Genomic DNA, 19,051 nt, shown 5'->3' with positions numbered 1-19,051 from the left:
ATCGAACCCGGCACCGTCACCGAGACCTCGCTGGCGAAATTTCCGATGACCACGCCGGTTTCGTCGATCGATCTGGAGAACACCCGGGTCTCGGTTTCCGGCGCGATCGGGCAGGTGAATCTTCAGGTCTTTGTACGGCTTACCGTGATCACCGAATCCAGTCAGATCACCCGGGTGATCTACAGCGATCCGATGTCGATGTAGCCCGCGAGCTGCGCGGGGCCGGGCCGCCGGAGAATTCGAATCGTTTGATCGGCGGTGGAATTCGGCCATGTGATCGGATTCACCGTGAGGATTTCGCGGACCGCCGTGTCCGATTTATTCTTCTGATTCGCCGCATATGACTTGGCAATTTACGGATCCCTTACGCCCGGCCCGCTCACCTGCGGATTGTTGACGCTTCCAGTAAACAGCCGGTTGTTAACCAACGATTGAGAAATCGGGGTTAGCGTATGCGCTGCGCCGGATTCACCGCCGAATTGACGCCTCTGTTCAACGTCTTCTACTTTTGGATTCACGGAGTCGTGCATGCGTAACGTGTTCAATATCTCGCCCGCTCGGTACATCGAATTCACCGCGACGGATCTGCCGCCCGCCCCGCCTGTTCCGCGCCTTTCCGAGGCGGTGCTCGGCCGTCTGCCCAGCGGTGTCACGCGGCCCGGTTTCGCGCCGCGCAGTCTCACGAAGGGGATCCTGCATCTGGGTTGTGGATCATTCCATCGCGCGCATCAGGCGCTGGTGACCCAGCATGCCATCGATGCCGTATCGGACCCGCGCTGGGGGATCGTCTCGGTGGCCATGGCGCGCCCAATGGTGGTGGACGCCTTGCGTTCTCAGGACAATCTCTATACGACGCTGCTGCACGATGACGGGCAGGCGCGGGTCGAGGTGGTCGGCACCATTGTGGAAGGGGTGCACGCGCCGTCGGATCGCCTCGGCGTGCCGAGCCGGATCGCGGATCCCGGGATCAAGATCGTCACCCTGACCGTCACCGCGAGCGGTTACTGCGTCTCCCCGGTCACCGGGCGACTCGATCTCGACTGTGATCAGGTTCGCCACGATCTGCGCCATCCGCGTCGCCCGGTCACCCCGATCGGCATGCTGGTCTACGGACTGGCCGAGGTGCGCCGCCGCGGCGGTACGCCGCCGGTGGTGCTCAGCTGCGACAACCTGTGCGCGAACGGCCGCACGCTGCGCGCCGCCGTCATCGATTTCGCGGCCCTGCGCGATGGCGGTCTCGCCGACTGGATCGCGCGCAATGTCCAGTTCCCCAACAGTGTCGTCGACCGGATCGTGCAGCCCGCGACCCCGGCCGATCCGGCCGCGGCGCGAAACTGGCTGGGCGGCATCGAAGATCAGGCGCCGGTCTCGGCGGAACCGTTCATGACCTGGACCATCGAGGATTTCGACGGTGACCGGCCGCGCTGGGATCTGGCCGGTGCGCATTTCGTCAACGATGTGACCGACCATGAACTGGCAAAACTGCGCCTGCTCAACGGAACTCACATGCTGCTGGCCTATCTGGGTGCGCTGGCCGGGTACCGCACCGTGGCGGCCGCGGCCGCGGATCCCACGCTGGGTGCGCTGGCCCGCCAGTTCATGCTGTGCGAGCAGGGTCCGACGCTGTCGTTGCCGCCCGCCGAACTGCGACGGACCGTGGACGAGTTGATGATTCGCTTCCGCAATCCGGCGATCTGCCACGATATGACCCGGGTCGGCCGCAATGGGTCGGACAAGATGATGCCCAGAGTCGTTGCCGCCCTGCGGGACAATGTCGCGGCGGGCCGCCCGACGCCCGCGGCCGCACTGCTGATCGCCGCGTGGATTCGCTGGTTCACCGCCGCGCGAGCCGCCGATGCGGTGATGGAGGTGATCGATCCGCGCGCGAACTCGCTGACGCCACTGGCCGATGTCGCGGATTCGCACCTGTGCGCGCAAAGATTCCTGCAGCGCACCGATATCTTCGGCACGCTGCCGGAGCCGGATCGACTGCAACGCCAGGTCGGTGACGCGCTGGCCGATCTGACCCACGAGGGTGTCGACGTCGCGGTGCGACGCAGGCTGACCTCGGTACTCGAAGGGAGTGTTCGATGAACCCGGTGCGCGCGGTCGTGTTCGATATGGACGGCCTCCTCATCGATTCGGAGCGATTGGCCATGCGTTCGCTGGTCAGCGCAGGCGCCGAACTCGGCTATGACATGCCGGTGGAATTCTGCCGATCGATGATCGGGGTTCCGGCGGATCGCTGCCGGGAACTGGCCGCGGATGCCTACGGCTCGGATTTCCCACTGGCGGAGTACTTCGAATTGCACGAGACGCACCTGCGCCGCCTCGTCGACGATGGTGAGCTGACGACCAAACCGGGTGCCCTCGCACTCCTGGATATTCTTGACCAGCAGGGCATTCCGAAGGCCATCGCCACCTCGTCGTCCCGGGACAGGGCCGACCATCACCTCCGGCTGACCGGTCTCATCGACCGTTTCGACGCCGTGATCACCCGCCAGGACGTGGACAATGGCAAGCCCCACCCCGAGCCGTATCTGAAGGCCGTCGCGACCCTCGCCTTCGACCTCGATGACACACTGGCCCTGGAGGATTCCACCAACGGCCTGCGCGCCGCCCACGCCGCCGGCCTGCGCTGCATCCTCATCCCCGATCTGGTGCCCCCCACCGACGAATCCCGCCGCCTGGCCCACCGCCTCTATCCCGACCTGCACCATGTCGGTGACTATGTCGTGGCAGCCAACGCGTAGTTTGGCGGCCGAATTCCTCGGCACGGCACTCCTGGTCGCGGTGGTCATCGGCTCCGGCATCTCCGCCCAGCGCTGGTCCCCGAACGATCTTGGCCTCCAGGTCCTGGAAAGCTCCATCGCCATCATGCTCGGCCTCTGGGTCCTGATCCTGGTCTTCGGCCCCATCTCGGGAGCACATTTCAATCCGATTGTCTCCGTGGCGGACTGGCTCATCGGTCGCCGCCTGGGCCGCGGATTGCCCGGCCCCCGGGTCTTCGCGTACACACTCGCCCAAACCCTCGGAGCCACCGCGGGCGCGATCCTCACGAACGTCATGTTCGACCTCCCCCCGATCCAACTCTCCACCAACCACCGCGTCACCACCGGCCACCTGATAGGCGAAATAGTCGCCACCGCAGGCCTACTCGCGGTAATCCTGGCCCTGTCCCGAGCCTCCCGCCCCACCCTCTCCGCCACCGCCATCACCGCCTACATAGGCGCGGCCTGCTGGTTCACCAGCTCCACCGCGTTCGCCAACCCCGCCATCACCCTGGCCCGCACCCTCTCCAACACCCTCGCGGGCATCGCCCCCGCCTCGGCCCCCGCCTACATCACCGCCCAAATCCTCGGTGCCGCAGTGGGTCTCGCGATAATCGTTTGGTTCTACCCGGACACCCCGGCCGCGGCGGACAACGTCACCGTCCTGCATCAGGTGCCGAAGCCCGCCGCCGACCGGAAACGGTTCGAATCAGTGTCGAGCGAGTGACTGTCCCAGCTGGGCCGCCAGTGCGACGGCGGCAGCGGGGAACCGGTCCAGTAGATCGGTTACCTCGCTGTTCCCGGTCGGTCCGGCCGTGCGCCAGTTGCCCTCGATACCGAGGACTTCCGCGAGAGCATCACAGGTGCCGGGGTGCATCGCCAGCAGTTCAGTGACCGGTCCGTCCGGTACGGTTACCGAAGCTGTTGCGACCGTGGTCGTTTCGGTTGACCACGGCGGGACGAACGCGTCCACGGCGAGTAGTGCGCCGGGGAAGGTGCGGCCTGCTTCGCGGACCAGGCCGGGGATGAGGTCGGCTGTTTGGTCTTTCAGGGTGGTGATGAGTTTCGGGAGCCAGGGGAGTAGGACCGTGTCGGGGAGGGTGCCGAAGGCTTTCGACAATAGTTCCACGACAAAGGGTTTCAGGGCCGGGGCCGGGTCTATGGCTTGGATGAAGCCGCTTATGTAGTGCGGGACCGTTGGCAGCACCAGCGGGTTGGTGAGCATGGCGTCGCAGCGGGTGCGGAGTTCGGCCATGGTGAGCATGCCGAGTTGGAAGCGCGCCGCCCAGAGTAGCGCGATCTTGGCGGGGGATTCGGGGTGGGATTGCAGGACGGACAGTTCCAGCTGGGTGTGGTCGCAACCCAGGGACAGGGCCAGGTTCTCCATGCCGAAGAGGAAGCCGAGCATGGCCGCCACCTGGGCGGGGCCCGTCTCCTCCGAGGTGAAGGCGGTGGGGAGCAGGGTGCAGTAGTGGGCGTAACCGGCTGTTACGAAACGTTCGCACCAGGTGGGGAGGCCACCTTCGGTGGAGCGGAAGTAGTTGAGCAGCAGGCGGATACGGCGCAGGACGATGGGAGCGTCGTCTACCGTGCGCTCGGCGGCCAGGAGTTCGACCGCGCGGTTGCCTAGTTCGGCGGCGAGGCGGGCCGAGCCCAGATAGACCAGGGCGTCTTCGACCGAGGCGAGCGCCACGGCGGCCGTCGCGTCCGGTGCGGTGACCGCGCGGCGCAGGCGCTGCTCCAGCACCTGTTCCACCGAGACGCCTTCGTAGCCGAGTTCGACCAGCGAGCGCTGGTGTTTGCCCAGCCCGATATCCCAGCTCTCCTGGATGGAGGTCTCACCGAGTCCGCGCGAACCCATGATGGGGCGCAACGCATCCTGCGGCAGCAGTCTGCGCAGCAGCCACAGCAGATCCGAGCACGGGCGCAGGTCCGGATTCGATTTCAGGTCCAGCAGTGCGCGTTGCAGCGTGCGCTTGGACAGGTCGAGTCCGAGCGGTTCGAGACGATCGAGGACATCGCGGGCGAGCGGCGGGAGCGCGGCATAGCCGACCTGGCCGATACGATCGCCGCCGAGCAGTATTTCGCACAGTCGCCGCACATCGCGGCGGCCCGGTACCCGGTCCTTCTCGATGCAGGTGACGGCCGCGTCCTGGAAGTCGTACGGCGTCGGTCGGGCACGATTTCGCAAGCCCGCCAACAGGATCGAGGTCTCGAAGATCGCGATGGCGTCGGCGGTGCTGGCCAGATAGCCATTGCGCCGGGCCAGCCGGACGATGTCCACAGACCATTCCAGCAGTTCGGCCTCATCGAGCGGATCCAGTACCGGCGGCCGGGACAGGAATCCCGAAAGCTGATCCGCCACTTCGGCTTCCGATTCACCGGGCAGCGGCAGCTTCTTGACGCGCTTCTTCGCCCCCGGCTGCCCTTCCAACTCGAAAGGCTGTAATTTGCCGCGCCGCAACCCTTTCGCCCAGGTGGCGGCGGCGATGGACACCGCACCGCCCGCGAGCCCGAACTGCGCTTCGATCGCGGAATGACTGGAGGGAATCAGCCCGTAATGCCACGTGGTGGCCGAACGCGGCGAGATCTCGAACGGTGCGTCCGAGTCCACGCCGAACTGCTCCACCGGGCTGGCCGCATGCGCCGCACCACAGACGTACAGCGCCCGCGCCGGATCGATATCGTTGGCGGACAGGTGTTCTCGCATTCGAGTCCACATGTACCGTTCCCGGTTCTCGTCCTCCGCGGTGCTGCCGCGCCGCAGTCGCCGGAACAGACTGCCGATCAACACCATGACCTGTCGATAGGTGTCGTAGTCGGCATCCGCGAGCGGCTGTTCGACGTACTGGTCCCACCATTCGGACCAGTGCCGGACCTTGCCGTGATGCAGCAGATGCTCTTCCAGCTCGGCGAAACGCGGTCGCAGATCACCGATTTCGATGCCGACGGCGGAACCGTGCAGCCCGTCGTCCTCGGGCCGCTCACCGTCGGCCGGTGTTTCCTCGGCCGGTGTTTCCTCGTCGTCGGAACCCCACTGGAAGACATGGTCTGTCGACCGATCCACCAGCACCAATTCCACGCCCGGCGTATCGAGCGCGTACGCGATGGCCTGATACTCCGCCGACGATTCGGTGATCGGCGCGACCACCGACAGCGGAGCCCACTCCGCCGGGAAGCCGGCGGTATCGGTGGCGAACGCCTGCAATGCGACCGGCAATCGGCAATTGCGCAGCTCATCCAGGAGCGGGCGCATATCCTCGCACAGCTCCATATAGATGACGCTCGGCTGCTTATCGCGCAGCCGCCGCACCATCGCCAGCCCGGAGGCGGGGGAGTGGTGGCAGACCGGGAAGATCTCCAGCCGCTCCGACAGCGCCCGGTCGACATCGTCGACTATGCCCGCCAGGATATCCCCTGCCGCTCCGGGCGCACCCGCGAACGCGACGGCCGCGTCCGTCAGCTGATCCCGCAGCGCGGCAAAGGTATTCGGTGCGGAACGAATATCGGAGACGGTCATGAGAGCCTCGCGATCGCGGCCCGGCCGCCCTCCAGGAATTCGCCCCAGGGAGCCTTGCCCTTGTTGGTCTTGATGCGCGGTTCGACCACACCGTGCAGATACTTGTTGAGAATCGCCAGATCCTCGGGCGTGCGCCGGGCCAGCGAGCCGACCAGCGAACCGGCGAGGGTTTCCGCGCTCAATTCCTTCGCGCCGAAGAACTGGCTGTGCAGGATGGCGTCCTCGAGCACGCCGATCTGCTCGGCGGTGGACAGCGCCGACTCCAGTTTGTCGTCATCGCTGGTGGCGGCGGCCGCGGCGGCGCGCAGATCGGCGAAGCTCTCCAGCAGGATGTCCAGCAGCGTGGGCGGCAGTTCCAGTTCCAGGGAATGGCGGCGCAGCAGCTCCGCCGTGCGGAAGCGCACGATCTCCGCCTCGCTCTTCTTATTGGAGACGACCGGAATCCGCACGAAGTTGAAGCGCCGTTTCAGCGCGGAGGACAGATCGTTCACACCCCGGTCGCGGCTGTTCGCGGTGGCGATGATGGAGAAGCCGGGCTGTGCGAAAACCACATTGTCGTCATCGAGTTCGGGAATCGAGACGTACTTCTCCGACAGGATGGAGATGAGCGCGTCCTGCACATCGCTGGTGGAACGGGTGAGCTCCTCGAAGCGCCCGATCACGCCCTGCTCCATGGCGGTCATGATCGGCGACGGGATCATCGATTCCCGCGACTGCCCCTTGGCGATGACCATGGAGATATTCCACGAGTACTTGATGTGATCCTCGGTGGTGCCCGCCGTGCCCTGCACCACCAGCGTGGAATTGCGGCTGATGGCCGCGGCCAGCAATTCGGCCAGCCAGCTCTTACCGGTGCCCGGATCGCCGATGAGCAGCAGTCCGCGGTCCGAGGCCAGGGTGACGATGCTGCGCTCGACGAAGCTGCGATCGCCGAACCACTTCTGCGCCACTTCGCGATCCAGTCCGTCGGCGCGTTCGGAGCCGAAGATGAACAGCCGCACCATCTTCGGGCTCAGCCGCCACGAGAAGGGCTTGGGATTGTCGTCGATGGACTCCAGCCAATCGAGTTCCTCGGCGTACTTGATCTCGGCGGGGGCGCGCAAAACGTCGTTCATGGTGTCTCCTAGTCGAGAAAGTTCTTGAGTTCGTGCACGAGTTTCTGGATGCGTCCCGAAATGACCGGGGTGCCAAGGGCTTTGAAGCGCTCCCGGAACCACGGATTGACGCTCTGATGGCCGGAGCTGTTCACCGAGCCGACCGGAATGAGTTTGACCCCGGACCGGTGCACGGCCTCCATGGCCTCGAACAGCGGTTGTGAGCGATCGAACTCGTAGAAGTCCGAAATCCACACCAGCACGGTGTTTTTCGGATCGCTGATCTTGGGTTGCGCCATAGCCATGGCGATCGGGCCGTCATTGCCGCCGCCGAGATTGGTGCGCAGCAGCACCTCGAATGGATCGTGCACCCACGGGGTGAGATCCAGGGCGCGGGTGTCATAGGCGATGAGGTGCACATCCACCTTGGGCAGGCCCGCGAAGATGGACGCCAGGATGGTGCAGTTCACCATCGAATCGACCATGGATCCGGACTGATCCACCACCACGATCATGCGGGCGGGGACGGTGCGTTTGGCGGTCTGCCGGTAGTAGAGCCGGTCGACGTACAGGCGTTCGTCCTGCGGATTCCAGTTGGGCAGGTTCTTCCAAATGGTGCGGTCCACATCGAGATTGCGCAGGATGCGCTTGGGCGGCACCGAGCGGTCGACGGTGCCGACGCTGGTCTGCTGCACCTGGGTGCGCAGTACCTCGGCGACCTCGTCGATATAGCGGCGGATGAGGCGTTTGGCATTGGCCAGCGCCACGCCGGACAGATTGTGCTTATCGCGCAACAGCTGCTCGATGAGCGACATGCTCGGGGTGAGCTGGGCAGCCAGGTGTGGATCAGCGAGCACTTCGCGCAACCGCATGCGCGATACCAGTTCGCCTTCCAGGCCGGTGAGCACGCCCTGCACGCTGCTCGCCTCCTCGCCCAGGCAGCGGCGCAGCCAGTTGGCGTCGGATTGCCAACCCGCGAGCTGAGTGGCGCTGACCTGTCCGGAGCCGGTGGCGAAGACGTTAAGCAGCAGTTTGGAAACCAGTGCGGCAGTGCGCACATCGGCCGCGCCGATGGTCTGGAGCGCCTCCGGTGCGGAGTCTGCGGGCTGGATCGCCTCGGACAGTGCTGCCTCGGACGGGGTTGCCTCGGGCGCGGAGTCTTCGGTCGTATCGCCCGCGGCTGCTTCCACCGGCGGGACTTGCTCCGCCTCGGTGAAATCGAGTCCGTCGAACTCCGCCCGCATCGCCGGATACCGTTGCACCACATTGTCTATGGAGATACCCGGATCCAGCACCGCCAGCGGCAATCCGAGATCGTCGACGATCCCGGCGCTCGCCTGCTCGAGAGTCGGCTGTTGATCGCCACTGAAGACACCGGCCAGCAGCCGCCAGTACAGGATCTGCCTGCGCGTTTCATGATTGGTCATTTCCGCAGCAACCGTCCCGCGCGTTCGCGCAATACGGCGACGGCATCGCCCGACTTCGCCTGTGCCTTGGCGATTTTGGGATCGGTCGGCCCGAGCGCCCAATCACCGTTGTGGAAAGCGGTGAGCGCGGTCTTCACCTTGCGCTGGATGGCCAGCGGCCGCACCGACCAGCCGCTCGCATCCCAGCGCAGCAAGCCGATCATCGAGCTGGAGCCGCCGACTCCCGCCGATGTGAGCGGACCCGCGGACGGCAATGCGTCCAGCTCGACCCGTATCCGCGCCTCACCCAATTCCAGTGCGCCATCGCGGAACCGGTACCCCTCGAGCAGAACCGGTACTGCGATGTGGACCGGATCGCGATCCAACGGCGCGACGGCCGGAGCCTGCGCCTGCGGCAATTGCACGGTGGCGGTGACGAACGGATCGGCGGCCTCCCCAGCCCGCGCCCGATCGTCATCCCACAGCAGATCGCCGGTCGCCGCCAGTGGCATATCGGTGAGCTCCAGCGCTCGATGTTCGGCCAGCGCCGTCAGCAGTTGGCGATGGCCGCCGAGCAGCTGCCAAATCGCCGGTCCCACAATGGTGTCCACCTTGGCGGCCGCTACCGATACCCGCACCTGCCGTGCTGTCCCCTCCGTCTCCAACACGCCGTACACCTGTGCCTGCACCGCGGTGCCGTGCTCGTGCACATCTACGCCCAGGGGCAGTAGCCGTCCCGAAATCGACTCGACGGCAGTGGATTCCGTGCCGCGCCAGGACAGCAGCAGGGCCCGCGCCCACAGGTCGGCCCAGCGTCGCGCGGGCACCCGATCCATGCTCGCTATGGGCGCGGAGGCGCTCAGTTCGGCGGTGAACCCGTCGAGCAGTACCGCCAGTCGCCGCAGCGCGGGTTCACCAAGCAGCGCCTCCACGGTTTGATCCGCGGCCGCTACCAAATCGTGGTCGACACCGCGCCATCCGGAGATGGCCAGTTCGCCCAGCCAGGCGCGTGATCCGATGGCGAGCTGGCTCGGGGCGACGGCTTCCGACGCGCTGTTCCACTCGAATCGACTGCGGCCCAACGTCGTATCGGCCTGCGCGACAAGTGCGTCATGCACCGCGCCCAGTAGCGCGGCACGAGCGCCCGCCAGCGCCGACAGTTCATTGGTCCCGATCGCTCCGGTGCTCACCTTGGCCACCGCCGCCGCGACAGCCTCGGCCAGTGGCGATCCGGCGACGGCCCCGGCCAGCGCCCCCAATGCGGCGCTCTGCGGTTCGGAAACCCGTGCGAGTCCATTGACCAGTGCGGTATCGAAACCGCCCACCACCTCCAGCGCGGCGGTGACCCCGGCGGGTTCGGACGTCAGCGCGTCCAGTTGTACGGCCTGCATCAGCGACCCACCCCCGCCGGAAACCACTGCAACTCCGGAATCGGCGTCGCGCTGCCCGGCAATTCCAGATAGGTCAGATGCCGCAGGAACCGGCTGAACACCGCGGCGGCCGGGGCCGGGTCGCGAGATCCATTGAGACAGGACGAGATCCGCGCCCCTTCGGGTACGTCGACCCGGAGAAATCGGGCCACTCGCTCCTGCCCGTACTGCAATACGGCCTCATCGATGAGCGAGTCCAGATGCTTGCAGGCCCACCCCTGATTCAACCCGCCACACGGCCGATTGTTATTGGTGCTGCAACTGAGCCCGTGCGTCCCCGCCGTCACCGAAGCCACATACACCCGGGAGATGTCGGACCCGCTCGACACCACTCCCTGCAGCCGTCCGTCGGCCAATTCCACGAACGGCACCTTATTCAGTTTCCGCGCCGCCACAGCGGGCAAAACCCTTACGACAGAAGCACTTTCCCAAGCCGGCTGATCCGGCAAGGCACCCGATTCCGAGGCCATCGCTTCCCTCCCGATCGATACGATGCGCCCAAGGTATGTGACCCCACCGACAAGTCGCGCAGGCACCCCGAACCTGCAGCTGAACCCCGATTCCGGCCCTCCCGGCGGTGCGGATCGCGTGCCCTCCGGATCGATCGCCGGTGTGGCGTCGATCGCTCACTTGCCGAACGTGTCCGGCGCCTGCCCAGTCGTGGCGGGTTCGAACGCGCGTGAAACGTCGTACCCTCCCGCTACTGTCGTAGGTGAGTGGTTTGAGGGCTGTAGCAGGTGCGGTGAAAGGTGACGGGGCGCAATGAATTCCGGATTTATCGCGGTAGCACTGCCGATCGCGCTCGGCGTGATCATGTTCGGCCTGGGCTTATCCCTCACCCCCGCCGACTTCACCCGCGTCGCGCAACAGCCGAAAGCGGTGCTGATCGCCCTCGTCTGCCAGATGGTGGTGCTACCGCTGGTGGCGTTCGGCCTGGTGACACTGTTCGGGCTGGAACCACTGGCTGCCATCGGCGTCATGCTGCTGGCCGCCTCCCCGGGAGGCGCGACCGCGAACCTCTTCAGCCACTTGTTCGGCGGTGACGTCGCGCTGAATGTCTCCCTGACAGCGGTGAATTCGGTCATCTCGGTGCTCACGGTCCCGCTCATCACCAACGCGGCCATCGACCATTTCGGTCCCGAGGATGGAACGGGCTCCCTGGGCGTGCAATTCGGAAAGGCCGTACAGGTATTCGCGATAGTGCTGATCCCCGTGGCGATCGGCATGACGGTGCGAGCGCTACGCCCCCTGTTCGCCGACCGAATGGATCGCCCGGTCCGCATCGCATCGGCGATCATCCTGGTATTCGTCGTAATCGGTGCGGTGGCATCGGACCGCTCCGGCATGAACGGCGACCTCCCCACAATCGGCCTGGTCGTAGCCCTCCTGTGCGCGATAAGCCTCACCGTCGGATACTGGCTCCCACGCCTGCTCGGCGTACCGGAACGCCAAGCCATCGCCTCCTCGATGGAAATCGGCGTCCACAACAGCGCCATCGCCATCACCATTGCCATCAGCGTCCTGGACAGCACCGAAATAGCCGTCCCCGCAGCCCTATACGCGGTGGTCATGTCCCCCTTCGCCGCCACCTTCGGCTGGCTCATCAGCCGATCCCTGCGTCGCGCCGGCACGGCCGTCGCGACCGAACCCTCGCGGTTGTGAAATGGTTCAGCGGACCAGGCGGGCGATGTCCTCGATGTTCCCGCGCGGACCGGTGACGCTGCCTTCGTCGTAGTTGTTCCAGCGGAATCTGAGGACGGTGCGGCCGTTCTTCAGGTGAATGCGGCCGTAGTCGATCCAGGCGTCGGGGCCGGTGTACTCGTAGACGCGGTGCCAGCCGTCGGCACGGTGCAGGTCGAGGATTTCGTTGAAGCGCGCGGTGGATATGTTCTTCTCCACGGGGAATCCGCGCAGGCGCTCGTGGATCTCGGCCAGGTGGGCGTAGAGCATGTTGCCGATCATGTTCCCCACGGTAGCCGCGCGGAATTCCGCAAGGGGCTTTCCACATCGTGGAAAAATTCGGGGCTTCAGAATCGGTCTGATCTGAAACGTTCAAGGGGAAGGGTTGGGGAACTTACGGTTTCGGGCACCTACTCTCCCGTGAGGAACGTGTCCGATGACTCTGCAATTGGACCCGCCTGGATTGGCGGTGGCGGTCGCTTCCGACCCTCGCCCGGCTGTTGTGCCCGAGGCTGCACCATTCGATACGACGGAATCCCGGGCGCGGGTGATTGCGCGCAGGTTGGTGTCGGTGGCTCGGAAGTCTTCCGGGTTGGTGCTGGTACTCGTGCTGTGGCAGTTGGGGGCTCGGGGGTGGCTGGGGGCCACCACGCCCGCGCCCACGGAGGTGATCGAGGCTGGGCGGGAGCTGATTGTCTCTGGGGAGTTGTGGGAGCATTTGGCGGCTTCGTCGCGGCGGGTCGCGGTGGGGTTGTCGATCGGGATCGTGATCGGGCTGGTGTTGGGGGCGGCGGCCGGGTTGTTCCGCATAGCGGAAGATTTGGTGAACGGGCCGCTGCAGGCGATGCGGATGTTGCCGACGTTGGCGCTGGTGCCGGTGTTCATCATCTGGTTCGGGATCGGGGATGAGTTCAAGATCGCGCTGATCATCGTCGCGCCGATCTTCCCCATCTACTTGAACGTGCTGGCCGGTATTCGCGGGGTTGACACCCGCCTGGTCGAGGCGGCGGAATCGTTGGGGCTCAACCGGTTACAGCTGACATCGAAGATCATCCTGCCGGGTGCGCTGCCGCAGATTCTGGTCGGGCTGCGGCAGGCGCTTGGGCTGGGCTGGCTCACACTCGTCGTCGCCGAGATGCAGACCACGCCGGTGGGTCTCGGATTCCTGATGAACGACGCCAAGGAGTTCCTGCGCACCGATCAGATCTTCCTGGTGCTGGTGATCTACGCCGTGCTGGGTCTGCTCACCGATCTGTTCGTGCGGGTGCTCGAGCGCCGATTCCTTTCCTGGCGAACCGGATTCGAGGGAGCGTAGATGACCACCACCATTGCGAGCGCGGTACGCATTCGCGGGGCGCGCCGGGTTTTCGCCGGGCGCACCGTGCTCAGCGGAGTCGATCTGGATATCGCGCCGGGGGAGTTCGTGGCGCTGCTCGGCGCGAGCGGATCCGGTAAGAGCACCCTGTTGCGCGGACTCGGCGGGCTCGATAGGGGATTCGCCGGACAGTTCGAGGCCCCGGCATCGAAAGCCATTGTGTTTCAAGAACATCGACTGATCCCGTGGATGTCGGTGTGGCGCAATGTCGTTCTCGGCGTCAACCGCGCCACCAAGGCACAGGCCATCGCCGCGCTGGAGGAGGTCGGCCTGGCGGCCAAGGCCGATGTCTGGCCCGCCACCCTCTCCGGCGGTGAGGCGCAGCGCGTCGCCCTCGCCCGAGCCCTGGTCCGCAATCCCGAATTGCTGCTGCTGGACGAACCTTTCGGCGCACTCGACGCGCTGACCCGCCTCAAAGCACAGGCGCTCGTCGCGCGCCTGTGGACCCAGCACCGGCAGGCGGTGCTGCTGGTCACCCACGATGTGGAGGAGGCCCTGTTGCTGGCCGATCGCGCCCTCGTCCTGCGCGACGGGCAGATCGCCGAATCCTTCGACATCACCGTGGCGCGCCCGCGTTCGGTGCTCGACCCCACCTTCTCCGACCTCCGCCGCCGCTTGCTGCTCGCACTCGGCGTCGACCCCGAAGCACCGACAGGAGCCGACCATGAGTGAAACCTGGCAGTTGAGTACCGATGTGCTGGTCATCGGCGGCGGACCCGCCGCCTGCTGGGCCGCCATCCACGCCCGCGAGGCCGGCGCGGAGGTGACGCTGGTGGACAAGGGCTACTGCGGAACCAGCGGCGCCACAGCGCCTTCCGGCACCGGCGTCTGGTACGTGGCCCCCGAGGCGACCGCCCGCGCCAATGCCAAGGCCAGTCGCGAAACGCTCGGCGGGCACCTGGCCGACCACTACTGGATGGATCGGGTGCTGGATCAGACGTATGCGAATATGAACCGCCTCGCGGTCGAGGGCCGCTACCCGTTCCCGGTGAACGAGAGCACCGGCGAACAGATGCGCACCGGTGTGCAGGGCCCGGAATACATGCGCCGCATGCGCGCCTGGGTGAAGCGCGCCGGGGTCACCATCCTGGATCATTCACCGGCACTGGAACTTCTGGTCGATGCCGACGGCGTGGTGCGTGGCGTGGCGGGCTATCAGCGGCAGGCCGACCGCGACTACCGCATCGCGGCGGGCGCGGTGGTGCTGGCCAGCGGCGGCTGTGCGTTCCTGTCCCGGGCGCTGGGCACCAATGTGAACACCGGTGACGGCGCGCTCATGGCCGCCGAGGTGGGTGCGCGGTTCTCCGGTATGGAGTTCTCCAACGCCTACGCCATCGTGCCCAAGGGTTCGACCATCACCAAGACCGCCTATTACGGCTACGCCACCTTCTTCCACGAGGACGGCCGCGTGGTCGAGGGTGCGGGCTCCACCAAGGGCCGCTCGGTCATCGCGCGAACCCTGCTGTCGGAGAAGGTGTTCGCGCAGCTGGATCGCGCCGACGCCACCGTGCAGGCGCAGATGCGACTCGGTCAGCCGAACTTCTTCCTGCAGTTCGATCGCCGCGGCATCGACCCGTTCCAGGATCGATTCGAGGTGGATCTGCTCGCCGAGGGCACCGTGCGCGGTACCGGCGGCATCGATATCGTCGATGACAACTGCGCCACAACGGTTCCCGGGCTGTACGCGGCCGGTGACGCGGCCACCCGCGAGCGCATCTGCGGCGGCTTCACCGGTGGCGGCAGCCATAATTCGGCCTGGGCCATGTCCTCGGGCAGCTGGGCGGGCCGGGGCGCGGCGGAGTTCGCACGCGATTCGCGTCCCGATCACGCCGCGTTGCGCGGGGCCGGACAGGTCGGATTGCGCCCTGACACTTCGGAATCCGTGTCCGCCGAAGAGGTCGTGGCGGCCGCGCAGGCGGAGCTGATCCCGTTCGAGAAGAACCTGATGCGGCACGGCGATCGCATCACCCCCGCGCTGGCGGAACTCGATTCGCTGTGGGAGCGCGCCGAGCGCGGTCTGGGCGGGGATGCCACCGGTGATGAGCGGGTACGCGCCCGACAGGCCGCCGCCATCACCGCGGTGGGGCGGCTCATGTATCGATCGGCGTTGTCCCGCACCGAGACTCGCGGTATGAGTAAGCGCGCCGATCACCCCGATCTCGATCCGGCGCAGCACCATCACATTCTCTCGGGTGGTCTGCACGAGGTCTGGACCGCCACCTCGGCGGCTCCCGGACAGCAGCCCGTCGGCGCGAGTGCGGCGGTGGCCTGATGATCGAGCTCGTCCGCGCCCAGGATTGCATCGGCTGCGATAAGTGCGTCGATGTCTGCCCGACCAATGTCTTCGATCGCACCGAGAGCGGAATCCCGCTCATCGCAAGGCAATCGGATTGCCAGACCTGCTTCATGTGCGAGGCGTACTGCCCGACCGACGCCCTCTACGTATCGCCGGATGTGACCCCGCTGCCCGACCCCACGGCGATTCCCGAGGAACACGTCGGCCGCTATCGCCGCGAGATCGGCTGGGGTCAGGGCCGCAAGCCCGGCAGCCTGGTCGCGATCGGCCCGCGTCTGCCCCACGGCGCTCCACCGCCGCGCCTGTCCGAACTGACAGCGCTGCATTCCGAACCCTGATCTTCACGAAAGTTCTTCATGCGCACCCTGAGAAAGCTCGTTCCCGCCGCCGTGGCCGCACTCGCACTGGTGCTGTCCGGTTGCGGTTCGGGCGCCGATAGTTCGGCCACCCGCACCGAGATCAAAACCCTCCGCATCGGCGTCATCGGCAGCGGCAACGTGCTGACCGGAACCCTCGGGTTCGCACACCAGCGCGGTGTGGTGCTGCCCGCGCTGAAACCCCTCGGTGTGGACAATATCGAGGTCTACAGCTTCCCCAACGGCCCGGACCTGAACCAGGCCCTGGTCGGCGGACGGCTCGATGTGGCCAGTTACGGCGACACCCCCGCCCTGGTGGCGCGCGGCAGCGGCCTGAAAACCCGGCTGCTGGGCATCAATTCGGTGAACTACAACGCCGGTGTGGTCGCCAAGGATCCGGCCATCCGCACGCTGAAGGATCTGGCGGGCAAGAAGGTCGGCGTCCAGCTCGGTTCCTACATCGACCGCTACCTACAGGGCGCACTCCAGGCCGAAGGCATCTCCGCGCAGCTGATCCACCTGCTCGCCACCGACGCCGAGGCTCCTCTCAACGGCGGTGACGTCGCGGCGGTGGCGCTGCCGGACGTGAACCCGTCCGCATCGCTACAGGCGTTCCTGGCCAAGGGATTCCACCTGGTGGACTCGGTCCGCGACAACCATCCGACCCTGGCGGGTACCAGCTCCGCGGTCAGCAGCCAGGACTTCCTGGACACCCACAAGGACTTCGGCCCCACCTGGCAGCAAATCCTGAACGACGCCAACAAATTCGCCCGCGACCACTTCACCGACTACGTGAACTACGAAGTCACCCAATCCAAAGCCCCCGAAGCCGTAGTCCGCGCCACCGCCCGCCTCGAATCCATCCCCGAAGACCTCTTCTCCCCCCAGGGCATCACCCTCCTCACCGGCACCAAACAATTCCTGGTGGACCAGAAGAAAATCCGCGAAGACTTCTCCCTCGACGATTGGTTCTACCGCGACCGCCCCAAGGCGAGCTGACCGCCTGCCGATCGAACCTCCCGGTACCGCCCGCACGGGCTAGCATCGGGAGGTCTTTCGGCGCGAGGGGGCTGGCGTAATGGTCGAATGCAAGCGGGTTGTCGTGATCGGGGCCGGAATATCGGGTCTCGTGACGGCAAAAGTGTTGCGCGAGGACGGATTCGACGTTCACGTGCTGGAGCAGGAGCCCGAGATCGGCGGCGTGTGGACGCCGTCGCGCACCTATCCGGGACTGCGCACCAACAACTCTCGTGATACCTACGCCTTCGCCGATCATCCGTACGATCCGGGCGCGGACATGTTCCCGACGGCCGCCCAGGTACGCGAATACCTGGCTTCCTATGCCGCCCGGTTCGAGCTGAACCCGGTTATTCGACTATCGACACGGGTGACCGAGGTGGCCCGGCACGAGTCCGGCTTCACGGTCACCGGCATCGGCCCGGACGGTCCGATCGAGCTGGCCTGCGATTTCGTTGTGGTCTGCACCGGCACCTACTCCGAACCCGAACTGCCGGATATCGCGGGCCGCGAACGCTTCGCCGGAACCGTGTTGCACTCGAGTGAGGCGACCGATCCGGCACTGTTCGCGGGCCGACGGGTCATCGTCGTCGGGGCCGGAAAATCCGCGCTGGACTGCGCCGCCTGGGCCGCCGCGCACGCGCGTGACTGCACCCTGGTATTTCGCACCCCGCACTGGATGGCTCCGCGCTGGTTTCCCGGCCGCATCCCGGCCGACCAGGTCTTACTCGGCCGAATCGCGGAGCTGTTCATGCCCTACCACCGGCGAAACAGGGTCGAGCGATTCCTGCACGGGCGCGGCCGCGCACTGCCCCGGATCTTCTGGCGCACAGTCGAACTGGTACTGCGCACGCTGCTCCGCATGCCGTCCATCCTGGTTCCGGAACAGCGCCTGCCGCGCGGCCTGGAGAATGCCGGATTCACCTCGGAGTTCTATCCGATGGCGCGGGCCGGGCGAATCCGACTGCGCCGCACAACGATCGAATCGTTCGGCCCGGACGAGGTGCGCCTGGCGGACGGCGACCGGCTGGCGGCCGATATCGTGCTGTTCGCCACCGGCTGGCGTCAGACATTACCGTTCCTCGCGGCGGATCTTGCCTCGGAACTGTTCCGGGACAATGGATTCAGGCTCTATCGTCATATCCTTCCGCCCGCCGAACCGCGCCTGGGATTCATCGGTTACGCCTCCTCGACCGCGTGCCAGCTCACCTCGGAGGTCTCTGCGCACTGGCTGTCGCAGGTATTCGCGGCCGAGTTGAAGCTGCCCACCGTCGATGAGATGGATGCCGAGATAGCCCGGGTGGGCGCCTGGCTGGCCGAGGAGTTTCCGGCCCGCGCCCGAGGCTTCTATGTCGGCCCGCACCTGATCCACCATATCGATGATCTGCTCACCGATATGGAGGTGCCGACCCGCCGCACCCGCAACGCGCTGACCGAATACCTGGGCGACTTCACCCCCGCCCGCTATGCCGATCTGGCCGCACAGCGCAGAGCGCGGGCCGCCGCCCGATAGTCATATCCGGGTGAATGCGGATTATCCGCTACAAAACTATACTTTGCGGTATGACTGCTCTGGCGCCTGTGCGTACCGAACGTGATCTGTCGTTTCTGCTGGATCGGACCAGCCATGTGTTGCGGACGCAGATGTCGGCGGCGTTGGCGGAGATCGGGTTGACGGCGCGGATGCACTGTGTGCTGGTGCATGCGCTGGAGGAGGAGCGGACGCAGGCGCAGCTCGCGGAGTTGGGGGATATGGATAAGACCACGATGGTGGTCACCGTGGATGCGCTGGAGAAGGCGGGGCTGGCCGAGCGGCAGCCGTCGAGTACCGATCGGCGGGCGCGGATCATCGCGGTCACCCCGAAGGGGGCGAAGCTGGCCGCGCGCAGTCAGGAGATCGTGGACGGGGTGCATCGAGATGCGCTCGGGTCGCTGCCCAAGGGGGAGCGGGACGCTCTGGTGAAAGCGCTGAATCATTTGGTGGAAGGGCACCTTTCGACCACCGCCGAGGCATCCACCGCGCGCCGTGCACGGCAGTGACCAGCCGGTTCACAAAAAGAGTCCGTTAGAGATTGTCTGCAACGGAACTATCTAGTACGGTCTCTC

18 protein-coding genes are annotated in these 19,051 nt (G+C 66.0%); 12 read left to right on the top strand and 6 right to left on the bottom strand.

Features of this window, described 5'->3' with window-relative positions:
* The 4 genes from ACFC0O_RS46065 to ACFC0O_RS46050 form a co-directional block, all read left to right on the top strand.
* Window positions 1–204 (top strand): MspA family porin (locus tag ACFC0O_RS46065; protein ID WP_375968604.1); only part of this gene is annotated, 204 nt, incomplete at its 5' end.
* A 324-nt stretch (window positions 205–528) separates the two neighbouring features.
* Window positions 529–2,094 (top strand): mannitol dehydrogenase family protein, encoded by a 1,566-nt coding sequence (locus tag ACFC0O_RS46060; protein ID WP_375968603.1) that lies wholly within the window; start codon window positions 529–531, stop codon window positions 2,092–2,094.
* Window positions 2,091–2,753: an HAD family hydrolase gene (locus ACFC0O_RS46055; protein ID WP_375968602.1), complete on the top strand. Its 663-nt coding sequence runs from the start codon at window positions 2,091–2,093 to the stop codon at window positions 2,751–2,753. The genes ACFC0O_RS46060 and ACFC0O_RS46055 overlap by 4 nt, the downstream gene beginning before the upstream one ends.
* Window positions 2,731–3,498 (top strand): aquaporin, encoded by a 768-nt coding sequence (locus tag ACFC0O_RS46050; protein WP_375968601.1) that lies wholly within the window; start codon window positions 2,731–2,733, stop codon window positions 3,496–3,498. Before ACFC0O_RS46055 ends, ACFC0O_RS46050 begins: the two co-directional genes overlap by 23 nt.
* On the opposite strand, the gene ACFC0O_RS46045 is transcribed toward ACFC0O_RS46050, so the two are convergent.
* The 5 genes from ACFC0O_RS46045 to ACFC0O_RS46025 are packed head-to-tail and all read right to left on the bottom strand — an operon-like array spanning window position 3,481 to window position 10,583.
* On the bottom strand, window positions 3,481–6,291 hold the full coding sequence (locus ACFC0O_RS46045; protein ID WP_375968600.1) for a DUF5682 family protein: 2,811 nt from the start codon (window positions 6,289–6,291) through the stop codon (window positions 3,481–3,483). The genes ACFC0O_RS46050 and ACFC0O_RS46045 overlap by 18 nt on opposite strands.
* Window positions 6,288–7,406 carry an AAA family ATPase gene (locus ACFC0O_RS46040; protein ID WP_364638944.1) on the bottom strand — a complete coding sequence of 373 codons (1,119 nt, stop codon included), beginning with the start codon at window positions 7,404–7,406 and terminating at the stop codon, window positions 6,288–6,290. Before ACFC0O_RS46040 ends, ACFC0O_RS46045 begins: the two co-directional genes overlap by 4 nt.
* 8 nt (window positions 7,407–7,414) lie before the next feature.
* On the bottom strand, window positions 7,415–8,812 hold the full coding sequence (locus ACFC0O_RS46035) for a VWA domain-containing protein (RefSeq protein WP_375968599.1): 1,398 nt from the start codon (window positions 8,810–8,812) through the stop codon (window positions 7,415–7,417).
* Entirely contained in the window at window positions 8,809–10,182 is a 1,374-nt protein-coding gene (locus ACFC0O_RS46030) for a hypothetical protein (RefSeq protein ID WP_375968598.1), read from the bottom strand. The genes ACFC0O_RS46035 and ACFC0O_RS46030 overlap by 4 nt, the downstream gene beginning before the upstream one ends.
* A complete protein-coding gene (locus tag ACFC0O_RS46025; RefSeq protein WP_364638937.1) occupies window positions 10,182–10,583 on the bottom strand; it encodes a hypothetical protein in 402 nt (133 codons plus the stop codon). The genes ACFC0O_RS46030 and ACFC0O_RS46025 overlap by 1 nt, the downstream gene beginning before the upstream one ends.
* 400 nt (window positions 10,584–10,983) lie before the next feature.
* On the opposite strand from ACFC0O_RS46025, the gene ACFC0O_RS46020 reads away from it, so the two are divergent.
* The gene (locus ACFC0O_RS46020; RefSeq protein WP_375968597.1) at window positions 10,984–11,883 is read left to right on the top strand and encodes a bile acid:sodium symporter family protein; all 900 of its coding nucleotides are present in this window, start codon (window positions 10,984–10,986) and stop codon (window positions 11,881–11,883) included.
* Window positions 11,884–11,889: 6 nt separating this feature from the next.
* On the opposite strand, the gene ACFC0O_RS46015 is transcribed toward ACFC0O_RS46020, so the two are convergent.
* Window positions 11,890–12,183: a hypothetical protein gene (locus ACFC0O_RS46015; RefSeq protein WP_375968596.1), complete on the bottom strand. Its 294-nt coding sequence runs from the start codon at window positions 12,181–12,183 to the stop codon at window positions 11,890–11,892.
* Window positions 12,184–12,337: 154 nt separating this feature from the next.
* On the opposite strand from ACFC0O_RS46015, the gene ACFC0O_RS46010 reads away from it, so the two are divergent.
* From ACFC0O_RS46010 to ACFC0O_RS45980, 7 genes are all read left to right on the top strand, one after another.
* The gene (locus ACFC0O_RS46010) at window positions 12,338–13,216 is read left to right on the top strand and encodes an ABC transporter permease (RefSeq protein WP_375968595.1); all 879 of its coding nucleotides are present in this window, start codon (window positions 12,338–12,340) and stop codon (window positions 13,214–13,216) included.
* Window positions 13,217–13,948 carry an ABC transporter ATP-binding protein gene (locus ACFC0O_RS46005; protein WP_375968594.1) on the top strand — a complete coding sequence of 244 codons (732 nt, stop codon included), beginning with the start codon at window positions 13,217–13,219 and terminating at the stop codon, window positions 13,946–13,948.
* Window positions 13,941–15,548: an FAD-dependent oxidoreductase gene (locus ACFC0O_RS46000; RefSeq protein WP_375968593.1), complete on the top strand. Its 1,608-nt coding sequence runs from the start codon at window positions 13,941–13,943 to the stop codon at window positions 15,546–15,548. The genes ACFC0O_RS46005 and ACFC0O_RS46000 overlap by 8 nt, the downstream gene beginning before the upstream one ends.
* Entirely contained in the window at window positions 15,548–15,910 is a 363-nt protein-coding gene (locus ACFC0O_RS45995) for a 4Fe-4S dicluster domain-containing protein (RefSeq protein WP_375968592.1), read from the top strand. Before ACFC0O_RS46000 ends, ACFC0O_RS45995 begins: the two co-directional genes overlap by 1 nt.
* Window positions 15,911–15,928: 18 nt before the next feature.
* Window positions 15,929–16,927, top strand: coding sequence for an ABC transporter substrate-binding protein (locus ACFC0O_RS45990; protein ID WP_375968591.1), 999 nt, complete (start codon window positions 15,929–15,931; stop codon window positions 16,925–16,927).
* A 79-nt stretch (window positions 16,928–17,006) separates the two neighbouring features.
* The gene (locus ACFC0O_RS45985) at window positions 17,007–18,458 is read left to right on the top strand and encodes a flavin-containing monooxygenase (RefSeq protein ID WP_375968590.1); all 1,452 of its coding nucleotides are present in this window, start codon (window positions 17,007–17,009) and stop codon (window positions 18,456–18,458) included.
* A gap of 50 nt (window positions 18,459–18,508) precedes the next feature.
* The gene (locus tag ACFC0O_RS45980; protein ID WP_375968589.1) at window positions 18,509–18,985 is read left to right on the top strand and encodes a MarR family winged helix-turn-helix transcriptional regulator; all 477 of its coding nucleotides are present in this window, start codon (window positions 18,509–18,511) and stop codon (window positions 18,983–18,985) included.
* Window positions 18,986–19,051 lie beyond the last annotated feature (66 nt).

The organism is Nocardia sp. NPDC056100 (genome assembly GCF_042266325.1).
Lineage (GTDB): Bacteria > Actinomycetota > Actinomycetes > Mycobacteriales > Mycobacteriaceae > Nocardia.
This window is presented reverse-complemented; position numbering and strand designations above follow the sequence as displayed.